This is a genomic window from Pseudomonas sp. BN414, from assembly GCF_029871275.1.
Taxonomy (GTDB): domain Bacteria; phylum Pseudomonadota; class Gammaproteobacteria; order Pseudomonadales; family Pseudomonadaceae; genus Metapseudomonas; species Metapseudomonas resinovorans_C.
Genome location: NZ_SSOL01000040.1, coordinates 19,943 through 38,835, shown reverse-complemented (window position 1 = coordinate 38,835; position 18,893 = coordinate 19,943). Strand labels below are relative to the sequence as shown.

Here is an 18,893-nt window from a genome sequence, read left to right as displayed (position 1 = left end):
TGATTATCCAAGAGGTCACCCACGCGGACTGGACCATGAAGGTCGCGGTCTGTGCGGGTAAGGCGGGCGCCGATTCGGCAACCGAGGCGCCCGCGATCTTTCCTACTGCACGTTGGCGGTGACCGAGGCAGTTCCGTTTAGCGTGAATGTGCAGGTTTTTCTCTTGTTGCCGCCGCTCGAGCACGCACCGGACCAAATGACATCGCGACTGTTTGTGGCGCTCAGTGTGATCGCCGTCCCCGTGGTAAACGATGCCGAGCCGGAGTTGCCGACGGTGACGTTGATGCCGGCCGGGCTCGACAAGACCCGCTCGCCGCTGCGGCCGGTCGCTGTCACCGTCAGCGCGACTGTTTGCGCCGAAGAAGTCACGGTCAGCGTTGCGCTGCGGGCGGTCCCAGCGAAGGTGCCACCGATGGTCACGGGCGTCGCCGCGGTGACCAACGCCGTGTTGACGATGAACGACGCGCTAATGGCGCCAGCCGCAACGGTGACGCTCGCGGGAACCGTGGCCGCGCTCGGGTTGCTGCTCGACAGTGTCACAAGTGCGCCGCCCGAGGGCGCGGCGCTGGTCAGCGTCGCAGTTCCCTGCGCGTTGCTGCCGCCCACCACGAGGGTCGGGCTGACTGTGATCGCCGAAAGCGCCAGGGCTGGCGCCGGAGCCTGCGGCGTGAAGCGCCGCGTGGCGGAGAACGGACCAAAGAGGCCGTCCGAGTTCCGCGCCCTCACCCGCCACCACAAGCTTTGCGCTGGCAGGCCGCCGATAATCGCCTGTGAGACGTTGACGATCTGGCTCGCCCTCAAGGGTGCTGCGATGGTCGAGGAATCGTCCACCTGGATCTCATAGCTCGTCGCGTTTGCCACGTCGGCCCAGTCGAAGTTCACGGGTTGCGCCGGCGTCGCGCTGGCGGCGGGAAGGAGCAGCGTCGGCGCCGCGGGCGTTGGAGGGGGCGTCACGCCAGTCGCATTGATCAATACCCGCAGACCGGGGAAGGCGCCCGATTGGCCCAGCACGATGTCTGCTTTGTTGTCGTTGTTGAGATCGGCTGAAATGATGGCGGCACCGCCGGCGCTCGATCCGGGGGCCGGTACCAGGTAGGCCACCCGTGGTTGAAACGTGCCGTCGCCGTTGCCGTTCCGTATGTTCATCAGACCTTGGTTGCCATTAGCCATGCTGAGCGCAAGGTCCAGGAAACCGTCACCGTTGTAATCGCCAACGGCTTGCAGCTGGGGAACATTGCCGTCCGGGTCGGTAATCAGCAAAGGCGGTTGCCGGAACGTGCCGTCGCCGTTGCCAGTCAGAATGGCCGTCCTGTTCGAGTTAAGGGCTAACGCGACCACCAGATCCTGGAACGTGTCGCCGTTGAAGTCGGCGACATCGATATCCGTTGCATCCATGCCGAGATTGTTGCCGGTGATCAGCGTGAGCGTTGGTAGCTGATTGAACGTGCCATTACCCAGCCCCAGAAGTAGACAAACTCGCGCAAGGGAGCTGGCCATTGCCAAGTCTTTGATGCCATCACGATTGAAATCACCCACAGCTATCTTAGCCGTCTCCGTCCCGATATCGACTTCGACTGCGGGCAGGAAGGTGCCGTTGCCATTGCCGAGCATCACGGTAATGGTCCGCGCAACGAGACAAGGTGCGGCAAAGCAGGCGATTTGATGGCCGATCACGATATCGAGCCTGGCGTCGTTGTTGAGGTCAGTGGCGACGATCGCAGGCGAGTCGAACCCGGAGGTATTGGAGAAGTTCACCGCCGGGTTGAACGTACCGTCGCCCCTGCCCGTGAGCAAAGAGAGACTGATATCCGGATCGTTGATGGTGGCGACCAGATCCAATCTCCCGTCGCCGTTGAAGTCTCCAGACGCGATATCTTGCGACCAACTGGCTACGGGGTATTCGACCGCCGCGCCAAATGTCCCATCGCCATTGGCCAATTGGACCTTCGCGGACATTGCCCCTGTCCCCGCCAGATCAAGCTTTCCGTCGCCATTGAAGTCTCCGACGACGTGATTGTTTCCGATGAAGGGGTAGTCCGTTCTGGTGAAACTCGGTGCCTGCGTTGAAGCGGCGGCGAGAGTACCGCCAACCAGACTCGCCCCAAGGATGAGCAACAGCAGGAAAGCAAAACGGATCTGCTCCCGCGTCACAACCAGACAGGCAAATTTGGACATGAATTTATCTCCAAAGAGGCGGATGTCGTAGGCTGTCGAACCTTGTTTGCAGATAAAAAAAACAACGGCAATCCCTTCTCAGCGTAGCAGGACCGCAGTCTACAAGGCGTCCGCTGTAGCTCTTGAGGCAAAGGAATCGTCACTTGAATCGCACAGGGTTTCGTAGGCTTGTGACCGTTGGCATAGGGTCGAAGCCGAGAGGACTTTACTGCCCACCCGGTGGCTACCGACATTGCTGACGCTGGTAGATGCCCCCTCGAAAAATTGAGCCTTCCGCCCCCACATTTGGGCCTAGCGGTCACCATCTGCCCGGTCTATTGGTTAGCTCTACGCGTTATTGAACGAGTGCGCCGGGAGTGACCAATGGTCGATGCTTGCGACTGGCCCGAGCTGCAGCGACTGGCACAGAATCTCGTCGCCGCGCACATCTCTATGGTCGCTTTCCTGGAGGTACACCAGGTGCCATGGTCAGAGGCGCAGGCATTCGAGTTCGCACGCCTTGCGGCTGTTCGTGCAGCTGCGCTTGACGAATACACGGCTTACTTTGAATCACAGGCGAGACGAGAAAGTCTGTGAGGCAGGACGGGATCAAAGTGACGGCCCGCCGGTCACCTACATACGTGCTGGTATACATACAGACCTATGCTCACCCTGTGCCCTCCCATTCAATGGGGCACTGGCCAAAGTACTTCGGCGCAGGTCTGCGCGAAGCCGGACGGCTTACCTTGCTGGAAGTACTTTCGCCGCGGTACCTGCTCGCTACCGCGGCGTTTTCTTGCCTGCGTCAGCGAACACAGTTCGCTGGTAGGAGTATCCTGAAGGGGTCCCCACAGAGGGACAAAGGCTGCGCAGGTTCTGGCAAAAGATCCCCAAGCGCGGCTGCCCATCGAGAACAAAAACACGACTGCCGCCATGCCCCCTCCCCATCGACATGGCGGCTTTTCTATTCATCTTCCTCTTCGTCGGACTTTTTTGTCCGAACGTGTGGCCCTCCTATTCAACCGTGCACCCTCCGTTTATCACATCGGCCAACGACAGCTTCCGGCCAAGTGCAGCCTCTGGCTGGCGGCTACTGCTCGCACGGGTGCCTGGTAAAGAGTTTGCGGCTGGGCGCTGCAAACTTACGATTTTCGCCCCCAAGCGCCGAACATCACGTTGCCAATGTAAGTGCTTCGAGACAGCGTCCGCTCTGCGTCCAGCCGCGCCTGCAGCGTTTCAATCCCAATCTCGTCAGTCGTTGCCGAGCCAAGAGCGGTGATTCGCGGTAAGGAAGCCCGGACTAAGCGGGCGTATCGCGCGGTACCTGACCCGGTTCTACCCGTGCCAGCAGCGGTACCAGCCGTTCTGCTCGGTCACTTTCAGACGAACCTGATAGAGCTCGGAGAGCCGTTCGCTGGTCAGTACTGCGGCCTTGGGGCCATCGGCCACAATGCGGCCTTTGTCGATCAGCACGACCCGGTCGACTTCGGGAATGATCTCGTCGATGTGATGCGTGGTGATGATCAGCGCATGGCCCTCGCCGCAGAAGCGCCGCAACAACGACAGCAAGGTCAGACTCGCGCCCATGTCCAGGCCGTTGGCCGGCTCATCGAGGATCAGCGCCTCGGGGCGATGAACCAGGGCACGCGCCAGCAACAGGCGGCGCTTCTGACCGGTCGACAGGCGTTGAAACATCCGCGACTCCAGGCCGGTCATTTCCACAGCATCGAGCATCGCCCGCCCGATCTCGAGCTGATCGGGCGTCGGCTGCAGGTGATCATGAGTGCCGATGGCACCGAAGAAACCGGAAACCACCACGTCCAGGGCCGAGGTGTAGGGCGTGTAGTCTTCCTGCAGGTCCTGGGAGACGAAGCCGATGAGGCTGCGCAGTTCCCAGAGGTTGAAGTTCCGCTTGCCAAAGAGCGTCAGCGAGCTGCCCGGCTCATCGATGGGATAGATCTCCCGACTGAAGAGTTTCAGCAGCGTGCTCTTGCCAGCACCATTCGGCCCGAGGATGGCGACCCGCTCCCCTGCCCCAATGCTCAGCGACAGGCGATCGATCACCCGCAGTTGCTGCTGGCAGGCGCTCACGTTGATTAGCTCGATCATTCATTCCCCTCCACCCGGAATACCAGGCGGGCACTTGTAGCATGGCTCCAGGTCGCTTCGACATCGGCGAGGTTGAAACAGGTCGTCTCGATGGACAGCCCTGCCCCGCCGATGGCCCGGAACACCTGGCCGGCCGCCGCCACGATGGCCTGCGGGGAGCCGCTGCCGAGGCCGCTGCCCAGCAGTTCCAGGCCCGAGCTGCGCAGCAGGGCGCCGGGTAGCCGGATGTCATTGCCGGCGATCGAACCGATCTGTACGTAGCGGATGCGTGGCTGGAGCACGCCCGGGGTGTACTCGCCCGCCACCTGCAGGAAGGTCTCGGCCGATGGTCCCCAGAGATAGTCGAGCACCACGCCGGCCCGGTGCTCATGGATGGCCTCGCGGAACGCCGCGCGCAGGCCGGTCTCGGGCAGGTCCAGGGGGATCAGCACATCCGCTCCCAGCTCGCGCAGCAGATCGAAGCTGCCAGCATTGCGCGCGGTGGCGATGACCTTGCCAGCCCCGAGGTGTTTGGCGATGCCGATCGCGAGGCGACCGGAGGCCCCTGCCGCGCCATTGATCAGCACCGTTTCACCGGGCAGCAGTTGTGCCCTCTCGACAAGCGCCAGCCAGGACGACATGCCCGGGTTGGCGATGGCCGCCGCCGTGACGCTGTCCACGTCCTCCGGAACCTCTACGCAGTGACTCGCGTCCACCACCGTGAGTTGGGCCATCGCGCCGAAGGGCATGCGCGGAAAAGCGAAGTACACCCGGCGACCGTCGGGCAGCAGACCCACGCCATCCACTCCCGGCACCAAGGGCGGCTTTCCGCTGCTGTAGTGCCTTCCGCTCGCCTGGGCCCGCGCAAGCTGGCTGACGGCGCTGGCCAGAACTTGCACCAGGACTTCCCCTGGGGCGCTGTCCGGTATCCGGAAGTCCGTGTATCGAGGTGGGCACTGAAAATTCTCGACTACTGCTGCTTTCATTTGGTTCTCCACGAAACGCATGTTCTTCAGATCCGAAATCCTGCCACCAACTGGTTCAACTGCCCCGCCAGGCGCCCCAACTCGCTGCCGGCGACGTCAACCTGGCCGGCCCCCGTGGCTGTGCGCAGGGAAAGGTCGCGGATGCAAACCAGGGCTCGATCCACTTCACGTGCTACCTGGGCCTGCTGCTCGGCCGCACTGGCGATGACGAGGTTCCGCTCATTGATGGTGGCGATGGCCCCGGCAATCTGCTCCAGCGCCCGGCCGGACCGCTGCGCGAACTCGAGCGTGATTCGCGCACGCTCCGAACTGCTTTGCATTGACCCCACTGCCAAGCCACTAACCTGCCGCACGGCAATTACCATCTGTTCGATTTCGCCCGTCGATTGCTGCGTGCGATAGGCCAGGGCCCGCACCTCATCGGCCACCACCGCGAAGCCGCGGCCCGCCTCGCCGGCTCGGGCGGCCTCAATGGCAGCATTCAAGGCCAGCAGGTTGGTCTGCTCGGCGATGGTCCGGATCACATCCAGAACTCGCGATATCCCGCCCACCTGCCTGGCCAAGGCGTCCACATGTCGGGACGATTCGTCGACGTCCGCACTGAGACTGGCAATCGAATCCAGCGTCTCCACAACCTGGGCGTGCCCGCTGCGGCCAACCTGATCGGCATCCCGCGACGCGTCGGCGGTCTGCGCGGCATTCTGGGCCACATGGTCCACCGCTACGGTCATCTCATTCACCGCCGCGGCCGCTTGTTCGATCTCGCCATTCTGCTCATGCAATCCATGGGAAGTGCTCCGGGTCACCATCTGCAGTTGATGCGCCGCTGTAGCGAGTTGTTCCGCTGAAGCGACTATGGACTGCAAGGTCTGACGCAGGACCGACTGCATACGCAACAGGGCACGCAACATCAGAGCCGGCTCATCTTGGCCATGAACGCCGAGTGCATGGGACAGATCGCCAGCGGCCACCGACTCCGCCAGCTCTACCGCCTGGGCCAGCGGTTTCACGATGCTGCGGCTATACAGGTAGGCGAGCAGGAAGGTCGCCAACACCGCCGCGCCCATCGAGGCAAAGATCCCCAACAGGGCGCTGCGCCGGGCAGCTTGTGCGCGTAAGGCAGCTTCCTGGTAACCCTGCTCATAGAAAGCCGCCAATTCGCGGGACGCTTTGGAGAACCGCTGTGCAAGGCCATCGATGGGCCCATTGAGGGCGGCGATGGCCTCCTCACGCTGCCCTTGCGACGCAAGCTGGATGACTTTCAACCGCTCATGGTTGAAGGGTTCAAGAGCGCGAAGATATTGCTCGAACACCTGTCGTTCCGCATCACTTGCCCCCACTGGAAGAAAACGGGCCAGTAAACGCCGGGACTCGGACAACGCCTGCTCAAGCCCTTGGCGATTGCCGTTTAGAGCCACACCTTCGCGCAGTACTACCATTCGAAAGGTCATGATGCCGGCGCGTTGCATCACCTCATTGAGTTCGTTCAGACGTAACAGGGCGGGCACCCAATGTTCGTTGATAGCAACCGCCTGTCGGTTCATTCGCTCGATACGCTCCAGGGCGAACGACCCGAGGAGCAACACGATCAGTCCGATCAGGCCGAAGCTGATGGCCGAACGTAACCCCAGCCTGATATTTCGTAACCACGACATCTGCCTCACCTCTGTGGACGATCCAGGAAAGACAAGCGGGCCCCGGCTCATGACCGGGACCCGCGTGCCTTTTGGCGCTAGTGGATTAAGTCATGGTCCAGCGTTCGTGGCGCCGGGCCATGGCATGCGCATCCCGCGCATGACGCAACGTGGTGGGTCGCCACGTCGATTCCGACTTCCTGTCGCTCCCCCGGGACCAGGGGAGTGAATGGCTTCAGGGCACCTCCACAGCAGGCGCCTGCCGGTTGCGCAGCCTTACCGGCGCGGTCTCGCGCAGGAAGGCCGCGACTACCAGGCCAAGGGCGACACCGCCAAGCGCCAGGTAGAGAGTGTTCTGGATACCGTGGTGCTGGGCGATGTAGCCCGCCAGGGCCGGCGCTACGCCGCCGCCGAAGACCTCGCCGATCCCCACCACCAGGCCGGTGGCGGTGGACACCAGAGGCGCCGGGACGGACTCGCCAGTCAGCGGGCCGACGGTCATGCAGATCATGCTGAAGTTGAAGAAGGTGGTCGCGAACAGAAGGGCGAACAGCTTCAGGGGCTCGGCCCCGGTGTGCATCAGCAACCAGATGGACAGACCGGTGGCCAGGAAGGAAGCGACGACCACCGGCTTGCGCCCGAGACGGTCGGACAGGCCCGGCAGTATCAGTTGGCCGAGGAACCCGCCAAGGCCGATCGCCGACATCACGAAGCCCATCTGCTGCATGTCCAGTTTCAGGTAGTCGGTGAGGTAGTTCGGCATCATCACGCTGAGCACGAACAGGCTGGTGAGCATGCAGAACATGCCGGCGATGTTGAGCACCACGTTGCGGTGACGCAGCGCCTCCTTCCAGCTACCGGCTGGCTCGGACGAGCTTGTAGCGGGAGTCCGCGTCTCGCGCAGCTTGCGCCACATGAACCAGGCGAGGATGAAGCCCGGCAGCGAAACGATCACGAACACCCAGCGCCAGGACGGCACGACCAGCAACAGCTGGGTGGCGACAATCGGCGCCAGCCCCAGGCCCAGGATCGGGAAAAACGCCTGCTGGATGCCGGTGTTCAACCCCCGCCGGGAAGGGTGCGAGGACTCTGCCGTCGCGGCGATGGCCGTGGGTGTGAACGCCCCCTCGGAGATGCCCATGACCGCACGGATCAGCAGCAACGCACCCACGCCGGTAGCCAGCCCCGAGACGCCTGCGAGCAGAGAGAACAGCAGCACCGACGGGATCAGGATCTTGCGCCTGCCGACGCGGTCGGACAGCCGCCCCATCAGCACCGAGGAGATGCCCCAAGCGATGGCCAGCACGGCGGAGATATTGCCAAGATCCTGATAGTCGAGCTGCAGTTCGGCCATCATCGCCGGGAACAGCGGCAGGATGATGAATCGATCGAGGCCGACCAGGCCGAAGCCCAGGGCGAGCATCGCCACGGCCAGGTACTCGTAGCGGGTGTTCCAGTTCTTGTCGTTATTCATGTCGGACCTTCCGCATCAGAAGTAGAGGAGCGTTTCGACCATCACACCCAGGCGGTCACGGTCGCGGCCGTTGCCATAGGGGCGATCGTGTTCGCGGGCATCGAACCAGTCGTAACGAAGCTCGGGGCGAATCGAGAGGTGGCCGTTGAAGTCGTACCGGAAACCGGCGGTCAGCGCGTTGTAGTCACCGCGGGCACCGAAGGTGGTGGGGAACTGGACGAAGCCATCGGGATCGCTGAAGTGTTCGCCGCGCACCGAGAACGCGAGGTCCGGACGAATCTTGTAGGTCACGGTGGAGTTGATGCCCCACCAGCGGGCACCGTCGAAGCCTGGGCCGCTGACCACATCGATGGTGGAGCGCTCGCCATCGCCGTCCTGGTGGCCATACACGATCTCCGCGCCCAGGGACCACCGGTCGTCGAACTTGTGCCAGCCGTTCAGCGAGTAGTGCTGCTTGAACTGGTCGCTCTCGGAGATCACCCGCGACGTCGGTGCCTGTACGTCGCTGAAACTGTCGTTCTGCTCATTGCCGACGATGAATTCCAGGTCGAGCCAGGTGTTCATGTCCGCCGTACGCCAGCGCAGTGCGCCCATCAGCGACTTGCTGTCGTTGTTGTCGCGCATGTTCTCCCAACCCTGGACCGGGCCCAACTCGACGCCGAGGATGCCGTGCTCGTCGTTCATCAGCCGGGTACCGAACAGCGCCCCGACTACGGTACCGGGACCGGAAACGAACGCGTAGGGTTTGCTCGGCAACGGGTTGCGTGCAGCGCGCACGTTGGGCGGAATCTCGTAGCCGATGGATGACCCGAACACCCCAGCCATGACCGTGAATCCCGGACCGTAGGGAAGGTAGGCCGTAGCGGCCAAGTTGGGAATCGCGAGGAATCGGTCCTTGTCACGTCGAGCCTTGGCCGCGTCCTGCTCGTTCATGTTCCAGCCCATGTCCCAGCCGTAGGTCCTGGCGTACTGGGCATTGCGGCCGTAGTTGGTCTCGAAGGTGAAACCGAAGTCGGCCTGCTCGGGTTTGGGCCCGGGCAGCGGGGTGACACGAGGAACGAAATGGGCCTTCAGCGGTTTGTCGACGAACAGATGCAGGCTACCGAACTCGATGCCTTCGTCGGACATGCCGGTGATTGGCAGGTTGCTCTGGCCATCTTCGCGCTCATCGGAGGTCGAACGGTTGTTGCGGGACCAGGCCATGTCCAGCAGGCCCGAGACCTTGATGCCGTAATCACGTTCCAGCGTGTCACCGAACAGGCCCTTGAACAGGGAGCCTTCCCCGGGGGTTACCGCTTCGGCGGCGTGAACTTCGACAATCGCCAGGGCGGCCAGAACCGCACCAAGCGTTTTCACCTTGATGTTGCGCATGGGACTTCTCTTTTGTTGTTGTTCTAGAGCGGGAGTCGTGGGGCGAAACGAGTGCGCCCCACACAGGTGGAACGCTTAGATGCTGCCGGCCATGGCGTGGACTGCCGATGACGTGCCACTTGCATCGCCTTCGGCGAGCCCGAGTCCGCGGCGCAGATCATTGACCAGTCCCGACATCTCACTGAGGTGGCCGACGCCGCCATAGATGTAGAAGTCGGGCCGTACCAACACGGCTTGCAGTCCAGCGGCACGCATGAACCGGTGGTACTTCCCTGATTGGTCACAGCAGGTACCCGGCGCACCATTTTCCGAAAGGCGGACACTGCGAACCCCGAGGCGATCAAGGAAGCTGCGTTGCTCGTTGTCCAGGGCGTGCAATGGATCATCGCCGATGCTGATCAGGTGGAAACCGCGGCCAAAGGCATCGTCGAAACGCATCTCCCGGCCTTCGAGCTCGATGCAGCCATGCACACTGAGGGTTCCCGCCGGTCCGGCCGGCAGACCATTGCGGGCCTTGTGCACCAGGCCATCCACCAGGCCTGGGAACGGCGGCAGCGGTGGTACCTGGCCAGAGAGGAAGGCTGCATCGCGTTCGGCGGCCTTCTGTGGATCGGACACGCAGACCACCTTGCCCATCTCCACCGAGGCATCGATCACCGCCCGGATCTGCGGTTTGCGCTCCGGGGTGTAGCCATCCAGCAGGTCGTCGCGGCAGATGCCCCGCAGTACCAGGTCAAGACGCCAGGACAGGTTCCAGGCATCGCGGATGCCCGAGCACATGCCCTGCCCCATGAACGGTGGCATCAGGTGCGCGGCATCGCCGGCCAGCAGCACCCTCCCCTTGCGCCAGGTCTCGGCGATGCGCGAACGGAACTGGTAAACCGCATGACGTATGAGCGTTGCGGTGTCCGGGGTGACCCACGGCGACAGCAATTCCCAGACCTTGTCCAGGTCCTGCAGTTCTTCGAGGGTCTCGTTAGGTAGGCGCATGAACTCCCAGCGACGATACCCTGGCCCGCCGGGCACCATGGTGGTCGGACGCGCCGGATTGCACCACTGGCCAATATCCGGCACGTCGAGCTCCACGCCGGGATTGGGCTGAAGGTCGACCACGAGCCAATCTTCCTGGAAGCCGAGGTCCTGCCAGTCGATGCCCATTTCGCGGCGCACGATGCTGTTGGCGCCGTCGGCACCGATCACGAAACGGGCGCGTACCCGCTCCAGTTCGCCAATGTCGCTCTCACCGTCACGCGGGGTACGGCGCACCTGCAACTCGGCGTAATCGGCAACCTGAGAGATGCCCAGCACCTCGTAGCCCTGGTGCACCGCGACGCTGCCGAGGGACTTTGCCTTCGCGTCGAGGATGGCTTCCAGCGCCGGCTGGTTGAACAGGTAGCCGAAGGGGCCGTCGCTGATGGACTCGGCGGACCAGTCAATCTCCACCAGGACCTTCCAATCGGCGTTGAACCACTGGTAGCAGGCCGAGGGTTGCGAGATCGACTGAAGCGCCTCCTCCAGGCCCATCATACGGAACACACGACGGATCTCATGGTCGTGGAATACCGCTCGCGGCAGCGGGTAGAGCGATTGCCAGCGCTCGTAGACGGCCACTTGGTAGCCCATGCGCCCAAGCAGGATGGCCAGAGTCTGGCCTACGGGGCCGTAGCCTACGATTGCAACGTCGAGAATCTTGTTGTTATTCATGCTGAACCTCATGTTTCGATAGACCAGCCGATCCCCGTCAGCCTGCGCATGGCGCAGGCGTTTCGTGCTTGGATCGGTGCGAAGGAGCGCTAGGACTTGACCGGCGCTTCAGCGGCTTCGGTGTTGACGATGAAGTAGTCGGGAACGCCGGGCCCCCAGAGATACAGGGAGTTCTCCGGCGGGAAATCACCCGCTGGCCAGTCGGTGCCGGCATCGATGAAGTCCATGTCCGCGGAGTACTCGCAGAAAGAGCCCCACGGATCACGTACGTAGTGGAAGTAGTTCGACCCCAGGCAATGGCGGCCGGTCCCCCACCCCTCGCGATATCCCGCGTTGGCCATCTGCTCGGCGCCATTGCCGACCTGGTCGACACTGTCGACCTCCCAGGCGGCATGGTGGAAACCTTTCGCGCTGCTCTTGCAGAACGCCACCAGATGGTGATCACAGCCATGCCGGGCGTGGGTGAACGCGATGATGTCCTGGGAGTGGTCGGAGAGCTTGAGCCCCAGCGCCTGCTCGTAGAAAGCCACCGCTCGTGGGACGTCGGGACTGAACAACAGGACGTGGGAAAGGCGCCGTGGCCGCACCTGCGGGACTGCATCACGGGTGCCGGCGCCGCGCAGGCCCTTGGCAGTGGCAACCGTCTGAGCCCGATCATTGGGCATGAACTTGGCGCCGACCTTGACCTGTACAAGGTTGCCGTCAGGGTCGCGGAACCAGAAACCGACTCCTTCGCCTGCCTCGAAGCGCGCACCCGCCTCCTCGGCCTGATGTCGAAGGGCGGCGAAATCCTGCTCGAAGCAATTGAAGCTCAGATAAGCGAGCGACTTGCGCTCGCCGGGCAGCATGCGTGCCCACGGGTGACCGTCGGCGGCACACAATTGAAGGCCATCGCCAAGCGGGTCGACCTCGAGGCCGAAGCAACTGAAGAAACGGCGCGCATCGTCGAGCGAGGGCACGAACAGCGCATAGTGATCGATCGAATGCACGCCACGGGTCGTGATGTTCATGATCGCCTCCTCAATCTTGTTGTAGTCGAAGCCCCGGAGTGGGGACCTCGCTTCTGTCGGATCGGCCGGATTCAGGCCTCGTCGACCACCGGGTTGACCAGGCTGCCAATACCTTCAATCGACACCTCGACCACGTCGCCAGCCTTCAGGTAGACCTTGGGGTCCATGCCGAAGCCAACCCCGGCCGGCGTCCCACTGACGATCACGTCGCCGGCCTCAAGGGTCACCGCTTCGCTCAAGGTCGAGATGATGGTGGCGACGTCGAACAGCATGTCGTTGGTGTTGGCGGACTGCACCACCTTGCCATTGACCCTGGTCTGCAACAGCAGGCCTTTGCCCCCGGCCGGCAGCTCGTCGGCGGTGACCAGGTCGGGACCGAAGGCGCCGGTATCGTCGAAGTTCTTGCCAACCGTCCACTGCGGCGACTTGAACTGGTACTCACGCACCGAACCCTCGTTGAACAGGGCATAGCCGGCGACGCAGTCGAGTGCCTTGTCCTTCGGAATGTGGCGGCCACCGCTCTTCAGCACCACGGCCATCTCGCCCTCGTAGTCGAGGGTGTCGGAGATGCGCGGACGGATCAGCGGCTTGTTGTGCGCGATCAGGCTGCTGTTGAAGCGCGGGAACAGGGTCGGGTAGTCCGGCTGGGCGTAGGGCGACTCCTTGGTGTGGTCGGCGTAGTTCAGCCCGACGCAGACGATTTTGCCCGGCTTGCGCATCAGCGGCAGGTAATCCTGCTCGCCAACCTGCACCACATCTCCCTTGGCTTGTTCACCATAGGTGGTCAGATCCACGCCGCGCTCCAGCAGCGACTCCAGGGTCTCTTCACCCAGCACCCTGACACCTTCGGCAGTGCGCACGCCCAGCACGGCGCGGCCTTGTTGGTTGAAATACACGTAACGCATGGATCTGGACCTCTTGTTGTGATGGCGACAACCGTCAGGCAGGACGGTATGGGCACAAAGCTAAACCTCAAAAAATATACCGTCAACGATAAAATATATTTTTCTGAGAATTTCTATGAAACACGGCGGCGTGTATGATTTCCCAGAAGATCGTCATGCACCGGAATTCTTCATGAACCAACCCGCACGCTGGACGGAAGCGGCCGACACCACGGACAAGCGCACCATGGCTTCCCAACTGGAGGCTCGGGTCCGCGAAGACATCATCAATGGCAGGCTCGCACCCGGCAGCAAACTGCGATTGAAGGAACTGGCCGAGTCCTACGACGCAGGCGTCATTCCACTGCGCGAGGCACTGTCGCGCCTGGCCGCCACAGGCTTCGTCACCTCCGCCGACCAGAAAGGCTTCAGCGTCGGACGCGTCTCCGCCGAGGAGATCCGTGACATCACCAACACCCGGCTGCACATCGAATGTCAGGCTCTACGACTGTCCATCGCCAACGGCGACCTGGACTGGGAAAGTCGCCTGATTGCAGCGCACCACCGTCTCGACCGCCTGCCCGTGGTGGAGGGGCCTGAGCGCCTGCTGCGTCCCGACTGGGAGCAAGCCCACGAGGCCTTCCACGCCGCCCTGCTTTCCAACTGCAACTCGCCCTGGCTGCTGCGGTTCGCCAACATGCTGCGCGACCAGACGGCGCGCTACCGCGTGCTGTCGATGCATTACAGCGGCAGTGCCGACCGCGACGTGCCGGCAGAACACCGCGCCCTCCTCGATGCAGCGCTTGCTCGAGACACCGAGCAAGCGTGTGCGCTTCTCGCCGAGCATTACGAGACCACCACGCAAAACGTCATGAAGCACGAGCAACTGGCCACTGACCGGGGCTGAACGCGCCAGAAGCATCGGCGCGTACAGTGGCCATGCGCCTCGTTCACGCAGGCTTCGCAAGAAAGCAAAGTGATCGGCACGCGGGAACTCGATAGATTGGATCGTCCGCCCCGGTTCCTGCTCATCTCGCCATGCCTGCTCTTGTTTGGCGATAGGCCTGCTTCAAGCGCTCTTGGTGGATCGTTCTCCAAGACGTGGGAACAGCGAACGGGCGTTACTGTGTGCGATGCCTTCGTGCTCGGCGATGGTTAAGCCTTTAAGGTTGCGCACACCTTTGACATTCGCGTCCACTCCAGCCGGGGGAGTAAACGGAAAATCGCTGCCAAAAAGTATGTGGCTGGTGGAAGTCAGGCGGCGCAGGTTCTCTACGGCCCCATCGTGTGCCGAACCGGCGAGGTCGTAGTACAGGGAACTGAGTACTTTGCGTACTTCCTCAGCACCGCCTGCGGGCTTTTGCTCCAGGAACGGGAGAGTCGAGAACATGGCAATGCGATGTGCAAGCGCGGGCAATGCACCTCCAGCGTGCGGCACGATCATGCGGATGTTCGGGTAGCGAGTCAGAGTTCCGGCATACAGCAGGTCAGTGACGGTACGCGCGGTGTCCATGGGGAACTCGAGAATCGGGGCGGGGCGTCCTAACCCGACAGACTCGAAGCAGGCGGGCGATGTCGGGTGCAAGAACAGAGTGGAGCTGCGTTTGTCCAGTGCAGCAAACAGGGGGTCGAGCTTCGGATTGCCCAGGTAGACACCATCGGTATTGCTCTCGACGATCACGCCATCCAGCTTGAGATGGTCAAGCGCGTATTCCAACTCGGTCATGGCGTCATCTAAATCCTCAATCGGGAGGGTCGCAAAAGCCCCAAAACGCCCGGGGTTCCGCCTGACCACGTCTGCTGCGAACTCGTTGAGGTAACGCGCCATCTTGCGCCGTGCCGCGCGTTCCTTGAGAAAACCAACGGAGGGCGATGTCACCGAAAGCATCACTGCATCGATATTGTGTTTGGCCATGTGATCCAACGCGGCTTGCTCGGACCATTTCGGTACCGGGAAGCCCCCATCCAGCTTGACCAGCCCCGCATCAGCCAGAGCCTGTGCATAGAGCGGCGGCAGGTAATGGGTATGCACATCTATCAGGCCACAATTGCATACGCTCCCATTCTCCTCATGGCTATTGCCTTGTGCCTTGGTCAAGCCGGCTGCGCCAATCGCCGTCGCAGCCACAGCCGTGGAAGCAGTCGCGAGGAAAGAACGTCGGGTGGGTTTGTACATTTCGAGCACTCCTCTTGTTGTTTGCGCGGAGTGTCGATCAGGAGGAAACCCTCTGAAAAGATGGCAGTTTTGTGCTAGTGATACCGCATTGTTATCACCAAGTTTAAGGCTATCGAATGAAAATCAATCAGTTGCGCGACATCGTCACCGTCGCTGAAAAAGGCGGCCTTCGGGCCGCGGCCCGGCATCTTGGCCTTGCACAACCCGCCATTACCCGAAGCATTCGCGAAGCCGAGCGCGAACTGGGCACTACGCTATTTGAGCGACGGACGACCGGCATCGTCCCCACTGAAATCGGCCATCACTACCTGCAACGAGCCCGAGCGATCCTGCTGGACATGGAGCGGGCCCGCGACGAAGTGCGCCAGATGCTCGGCGAGCAGGTCGGTAGCGTTTCCTTCGCACTGTCCACAGTGTCTCACCTCGCGCTACTGCCCATGGCGCTCGACGCCTTCAGGCAACGCTATCCCGACGTGCGTTTGAACCTGGTGGAGGGGCTGCTTCCTCGGGTACAGGCGGGATTAGAATCAGGTGAGCTGGACTTCTACATCGGCCCCCTGAGCGAACATGCACTACCCAAATCCTTGGGAGCAGAGTTGCTCTTCGAGCAGTTACGAGTCGTCCTGGGCCGGCGTGGTCACCCGTTATCCGAAGCGCGGAGTCTGGCGGAATTGGTAGATGCACGCTGGATCAGCACGTCAGTCACTGAAACGACCGATGCCGAACTCGGGCCACTTTTTGCCCGCCATGGTCTGCCCTCCCCGCGCGTAGACCTGCATGCGCAATCAGCCTTCAGCATGCTGATGGCAGCCGCCAGCTCAGACCTCCTCTGCATGCTGCCAGAGCAGTTTCTCCGTTACCCAGCCACCCAGCAGACGTTGAGCCATATCCAAGTGCGCGAAGTCCTTCCAGCGCCATCCGTGTATGCAGTACGTCGCTCTCAGGTCGTGCTGACTCCAGCTGCGCAGTTCCTGCATGACTTGTTGGCACGCGCAGCTAACCTCTCTCGGCGATAGGTTGAGTAGCTAACGGCCATGACAGGTAGTTATTGACCGATTTCTGCCGTTGGCGAGGGGCTGATTCCGGCCAGAATCGGACGCTCTGTCAGCAAGCCACAACCCGATTGCGTCCGCCTTGCTTGGCCAGGTAGAGCCTTTCATCGGCTAGCTTCAATACCGCCTCGGGGCGCGACACACTCCCGTCTCGGCAAGCCACGCCGACGGAAAGCGTTAGTTTGCCTACACCAGGTACATTGCTGTTCTCGATATTTTCCCTGATCCGCTCGGCAATGCTGCTCGCGATGACTATCGAGGTACCCGGCATGACCAGAGTGAACTCTTCTCCCCCAACCCGGCACGCCAAATCGGTAGCTCTTGAGTTGGCTTTGAGGATCTCGGCGGCCTGTTTGAGCGCGATATCGCCTGCGTCATGGCCGAAGGTGTCGTTAATGCGCTTGAAGTGATCGATATCCAGGGCGAGAACGGCGTACGGCTGTTCGGTCTGCGTCAGCATATCGAGGAAAGTCCCCAATGCCCGCCGATTCGCAAGCCCCGTCAAGGGATCGCTCTGCGCTTCATGACTCAGGCGCCCCAGCTTCTGCTGCATGAGCCTTACTCCGCTGAGCAGGGCTCGCCGGATGGCTGAGGCATCTAGGTACCAGGCCTGCACGCGGAGCAATTGCGCCTCGGTTTCTGGAGCGGTCAATTGCGTAGCGGCCATCGATAGCTGACGCAGCGGGCGCGCGATCAAGGTGGTACCGACCAGGACCAGGCCAAATCCTGCAATGCCTGCCGGAAGCATGCCGACGAGCATCTGTCCCATCAGTGGGGCCAATGGGGCGAGCGTTTGCTCCCGTGACTGCCAGGCTACGACGGCCCAACGGGCATCCGGCACTTCGGCGTAACCGGCCAGCGTCGGCACCTTCTCGTCCCCCTCGACCTCCATTGCCCCGTTCTCGCCGCGCAAGGCCGCGTCCACTGCCTTGCTTGAGACGAGGCTTTCGCCGATTCGCTTTTGTTCGGGGTGATACAGCAAGCGTCGGTCGCCATCGGCAACCAGAACGAAGGTGCCTTCATGGTGGAAATGGCTGCTGATCACCGTATGCAGGGCGCTCTGCTGCTGTAGGTAGACAGAACCGCCGATCACGCCGAGAAACTGGCCCGAGGCACTCACGATGGGTTGCGAAATGAAGATGACCAGATGGCCGGATGCCGACGTATAGGCCCGACTGACCAAGGCTCTGCGCTCTCGGAGTGCCTGGCGCATCTCTGATTCCAGCATGAGGCCGTCAGACAACAAGGCATCCGGTGCCGTCTGCAGCACCCTTCCATTGGCGTCGGCTATGGCCACCGCATTGAAGTCGGTGTCTTGGCGCAGCAGGCGGGCCGCCTCGGCATGCAGGGCCTCGGGCTCTTCCCAATGGGCAGCCAGCACGTCCGCGCTGAACTTCATGCGTCCCTGCGCCGAATGCAGAAACGCCCCGATGCTGGAGGCCACCTTGGCGGCATAGGCGCTATTGGATTCGAGCTCGGAGTGAATCAACGCATTGCTCTGCACCCGATAGGCAACGATGAGGCTATTGCATAGGGTGGCGAGCACCGACAGCAGGACAAAAAGCAGGATAAGGGCACGCAGATCGAGTGGAAGGGGCCATGCACGCTTCATGTCATATCCCTATGAGGTCGCGAAGTCACGCACTACAGGCTAGTTCGGGTTGCGCATGGATGGCATGACTGCGGCTATGGAATCTTCATCTGTTCAAACAGATGACTATTGCCGCCTGCTGAGATTTTTAAGATCCAAAGACCGATAACAGCTAGTCATGGTCTCCCCCTTCCTCTTTCAAACACGGGCGTTCGGAGTGCCGCGAGCGTTTTTCTTTTCCAGGATCACCGCGGCTTCGTTGTAGGCCTCCTGGAAAGCGTCGCCACCGATCCAATTCACTGCCGTGTCTTCGTCTTCATCGTGGAAGATCCCGCGGTAGACAATCAGCAGCCCCATCATGAAGTCGATGGCCGACTCCTGCGATTCCTCCGCGATCACCAACTCCAATACCGGGTATTGCAGGAATACCAAACACATCGCCAGTAGGCTGATGCCTTCGCCGGCCCTCATCGCCTGGAACAGGTCGTCAAAATGTGCCGGGTCGAAACCGTTCTCTTCGATGTCTTTGAAGTCGAAGGTGCTCAGGTCAATTTCGACATCATCGAATGGCTCGTTGACCAGCGGATTGGCTAACAGCGGATGTACGACATTGGCTTTGGTTTTGCCCGAGCGGTTCTGCTTGGCCTTGGCTTTGGCTCGCTGGGCACGTTTTTGCTGTTTATTTGGGGAAGCCATGGTGGCGAATTCCTTGTTCGATACAGCCATGTTCATGGCCGAGGGTAATCGGGCACGAATTGTATTCAGTCTT

At 61.8% G+C, this 18,893-nt stretch carries 15 protein-coding genes; 3 read left to right on the top strand and 12 right to left on the bottom strand.

What is annotated here, in order from left to right:
• Window positions 1–102: 102 nt before the first annotated feature.
• Window positions 103–2,175, bottom strand: a complete 2,073-nt coding sequence (locus tag E8E95_RS06565; protein WP_280349091.1) for an FG-GAP-like repeat-containing protein — start codon at window positions 2,173–2,175, stop codon at window positions 103–105.
• A gap of 363 nt (window positions 2,176–2,538) precedes the next feature.
• Here E8E95_RS06565 and E8E95_RS06560 point away from each other — a divergent pair, with 363 nt between their 5' ends.
• Window positions 2,539–2,751: a hypothetical protein gene (locus E8E95_RS06560; protein WP_280349090.1), complete on the top strand. Its 213-nt coding sequence runs from the start codon at window positions 2,539–2,541 to the stop codon at window positions 2,749–2,751.
• A gap of 738 nt (window positions 2,752–3,489) precedes the next feature.
• Here the strand turns inward: E8E95_RS06560 and E8E95_RS06555 are convergent.
• The 8 genes from E8E95_RS06555 to E8E95_RS06520 form a co-directional block, all read right to left on the bottom strand.
• Complete coding sequence (locus tag E8E95_RS06555) at window positions 3,490–4,263, bottom strand: ATP-binding cassette domain-containing protein (protein ID WP_280349089.1); 774 nt, start codon at window positions 4,261–4,263, stop codon at window positions 3,490–3,492.
• Window positions 4,260–5,228, bottom strand: coding sequence for a zinc-binding alcohol dehydrogenase family protein (locus E8E95_RS06550; protein WP_280349088.1), 969 nt, complete (start codon window positions 5,226–5,228; stop codon window positions 4,260–4,262). The genes E8E95_RS06555 and E8E95_RS06550 overlap by 4 nt, the downstream gene beginning before the upstream one ends.
• Before the next feature lie 26 nt (window positions 5,229–5,254).
• Window positions 5,255–6,883 (bottom strand): methyl-accepting chemotaxis protein, encoded by a 1,629-nt coding sequence (locus tag E8E95_RS06545; protein WP_280349087.1) that lies wholly within the window; start codon window positions 6,881–6,883, stop codon window positions 5,255–5,257.
• A gap of 214 nt (window positions 6,884–7,097) precedes the next feature.
• Entirely contained in the window at window positions 7,098–8,336 is a 1,239-nt protein-coding gene (locus E8E95_RS06540) for an MFS transporter (RefSeq protein WP_280349086.1), read from the bottom strand.
• Window positions 8,337–8,351: 15 nt separating this feature from the next.
• Window positions 8,352–9,707: an outer membrane beta-barrel protein gene (locus tag E8E95_RS06535; protein WP_280349085.1), complete on the bottom strand. Its 1,356-nt coding sequence runs from the start codon at window positions 9,705–9,707 to the stop codon at window positions 8,352–8,354.
• A 75-nt stretch (window positions 9,708–9,782) separates the two neighbouring features.
• A complete protein-coding gene (locus E8E95_RS06530; RefSeq protein WP_280349084.1) occupies window positions 9,783–11,411 on the bottom strand; it encodes a bifunctional 3-(3-hydroxy-phenyl)propionate/3-hydroxycinnamic acid hydroxylase in 1,629 nt (542 codons plus the stop codon).
• An 89-nt stretch (window positions 11,412–11,500) separates the two neighbouring features.
• Window positions 11,501–12,421 (bottom strand): VOC family protein, encoded by a 921-nt coding sequence (locus tag E8E95_RS06525; protein ID WP_280349083.1) that lies wholly within the window; start codon window positions 12,419–12,421, stop codon window positions 11,501–11,503.
• A 71-nt stretch (window positions 12,422–12,492) separates the two neighbouring features.
• A complete protein-coding gene (locus E8E95_RS06520; RefSeq protein ID WP_280349082.1) occupies window positions 12,493–13,326 on the bottom strand; it encodes a fumarylacetoacetate hydrolase family protein in 834 nt (277 codons plus the stop codon).
• Window positions 13,327–13,498: 172 nt separating this feature from the next.
• On the opposite strand from E8E95_RS06520, the gene E8E95_RS06515 reads away from it, so the two are divergent.
• A complete protein-coding gene (locus tag E8E95_RS06515) occupies window positions 13,499–14,212 on the top strand; it encodes an FCD domain-containing protein (protein WP_280349081.1) in 714 nt (237 codons plus the stop codon).
• A 162-nt stretch (window positions 14,213–14,374) separates the two neighbouring features.
• Here E8E95_RS06515 and E8E95_RS06510 read toward each other — a convergent pair whose 3' ends face one another.
• On the bottom strand, window positions 14,375–15,481 hold the full coding sequence (locus E8E95_RS06510) for an amidohydrolase family protein (RefSeq protein WP_280349080.1): 1,107 nt from the start codon (window positions 15,479–15,481) through the stop codon (window positions 14,375–14,377).
• Window positions 15,482–15,597: 116 nt separating this feature from the next.
• Here E8E95_RS06510 and E8E95_RS06505 point away from each other — a divergent pair, with 116 nt between their 5' ends.
• Window positions 15,598–16,497 carry a LysR substrate-binding domain-containing protein gene (locus tag E8E95_RS06505; protein ID WP_280349079.1) on the top strand — a complete coding sequence of 300 codons (900 nt, stop codon included), beginning with the start codon at window positions 15,598–15,600 and terminating at the stop codon, window positions 16,495–16,497.
• Between the two features lie 88 nt (window positions 16,498–16,585).
• Here the strand turns inward: E8E95_RS06505 and E8E95_RS06500 are convergent, their stop codons facing one another.
• Together E8E95_RS06500 and E8E95_RS06495 are read right to left on the bottom strand one after the other, a co-directional pair.
• Window positions 16,586–18,145 (bottom strand): sensor domain-containing diguanylate cyclase, encoded by a 1,560-nt coding sequence (locus E8E95_RS06500; protein ID WP_280349078.1) that lies wholly within the window; start codon window positions 18,143–18,145, stop codon window positions 16,586–16,588.
• 177 nt (window positions 18,146–18,322) lie between these two features.
• On the bottom strand, window positions 18,323–18,820 hold the full coding sequence (locus tag E8E95_RS06495) for a hypothetical protein (protein ID WP_280349275.1): 498 nt from the start codon (window positions 18,818–18,820) through the stop codon (window positions 18,323–18,325).
• Window positions 18,821–18,893: the final 73 nt, after the last annotated feature.

What these genes read in the sequence shown, in the direction of transcription:
- E8E95_RS06500 (WP_280349078.1), bottom strand. Translation starts at nt 18,145, where the DNA reads ATGAAGCGTGCATGGCCCCTTCCACTCGATCTGCGTGCCCTTATCCTG.
- E8E95_RS06550 (WP_280349088.1), bottom strand. Translation starts at nt 5,228, where the DNA reads ATGAAAGCAGCAGTAGTCGAGAATTTTCAGTGCCCACCTCGATACACG.
- E8E95_RS06505 (WP_280349079.1), top strand. Translation starts at nt 15,598, where the DNA reads ATGAAAATCAATCAGTTGCGCGACATCGTCACCGTCGCTGAAAAAGGC.
- E8E95_RS06515 (WP_280349081.1), top strand. Translation starts at nt 13,499, where the DNA reads ATGAACCAACCCGCACGCTGGACGGAAGCGGCCGACACCACGGACAAG.
- E8E95_RS06560 (WP_280349090.1), top strand. Translation starts at nt 2,539, where the DNA reads ATGGTCGATGCTTGCGACTGGCCCGAGCTGCAGCGACTGGCACAGAAT.
- E8E95_RS06540 (WP_280349086.1), bottom strand. Translation starts at nt 8,336, where the DNA reads ATGAATAACGACAAGAACTGGAACACCCGCTACGAGTACCTGGCCGTG.
- E8E95_RS06565 (WP_280349091.1), bottom strand. Translation starts at nt 2,175, where the DNA reads ATGTCCAAATTTGCCTGTCTGGTTGTGACGCGGGAGCAGATCCGTTTT.
- E8E95_RS06495 (WP_280349275.1), bottom strand. Translation starts at nt 18,820, where the DNA reads ATGGCTTCCCCAAATAAACAGCAAAAACGTGCCCAGCGAGCCAAAGCC.
- E8E95_RS06520 (WP_280349082.1), bottom strand. Translation starts at nt 13,326, where the DNA reads ATGCGTTACGTGTATTTCAACCAACAAGGCCGCGCCGTGCTGGGCGTG.
- E8E95_RS06525 (WP_280349083.1), bottom strand. Translation starts at nt 12,421, where the DNA reads ATGAACATCACGACCCGTGGCGTGCATTCGATCGATCACTATGCGCTG.
- E8E95_RS06510 (WP_280349080.1), bottom strand. Translation starts at nt 15,481, where the DNA reads ATGTACAAACCCACCCGACGTTCTTTCCTCGCGACTGCTTCCACGGCT.
- E8E95_RS06530 (WP_280349084.1), bottom strand. Translation starts at nt 11,411, where the DNA reads ATGAATAACAACAAGATTCTCGACGTTGCAATCGTAGGCTACGGCCCC.
- E8E95_RS06545 (WP_280349087.1), bottom strand. Translation starts at nt 6,883, where the DNA reads ATGTCGTGGTTACGAAATATCAGGCTGGGGTTACGTTCGGCCATCAGC.
- E8E95_RS06535 (WP_280349085.1), bottom strand. Translation starts at nt 9,707, where the DNA reads ATGCGCAACATCAAGGTGAAAACGCTTGGTGCGGTTCTGGCCGCCCTG.
- E8E95_RS06555 (WP_280349089.1), bottom strand. Translation starts at nt 4,263, where the DNA reads ATGATCGAGCTAATCAACGTGAGCGCCTGCCAGCAGCAACTGCGGGTG.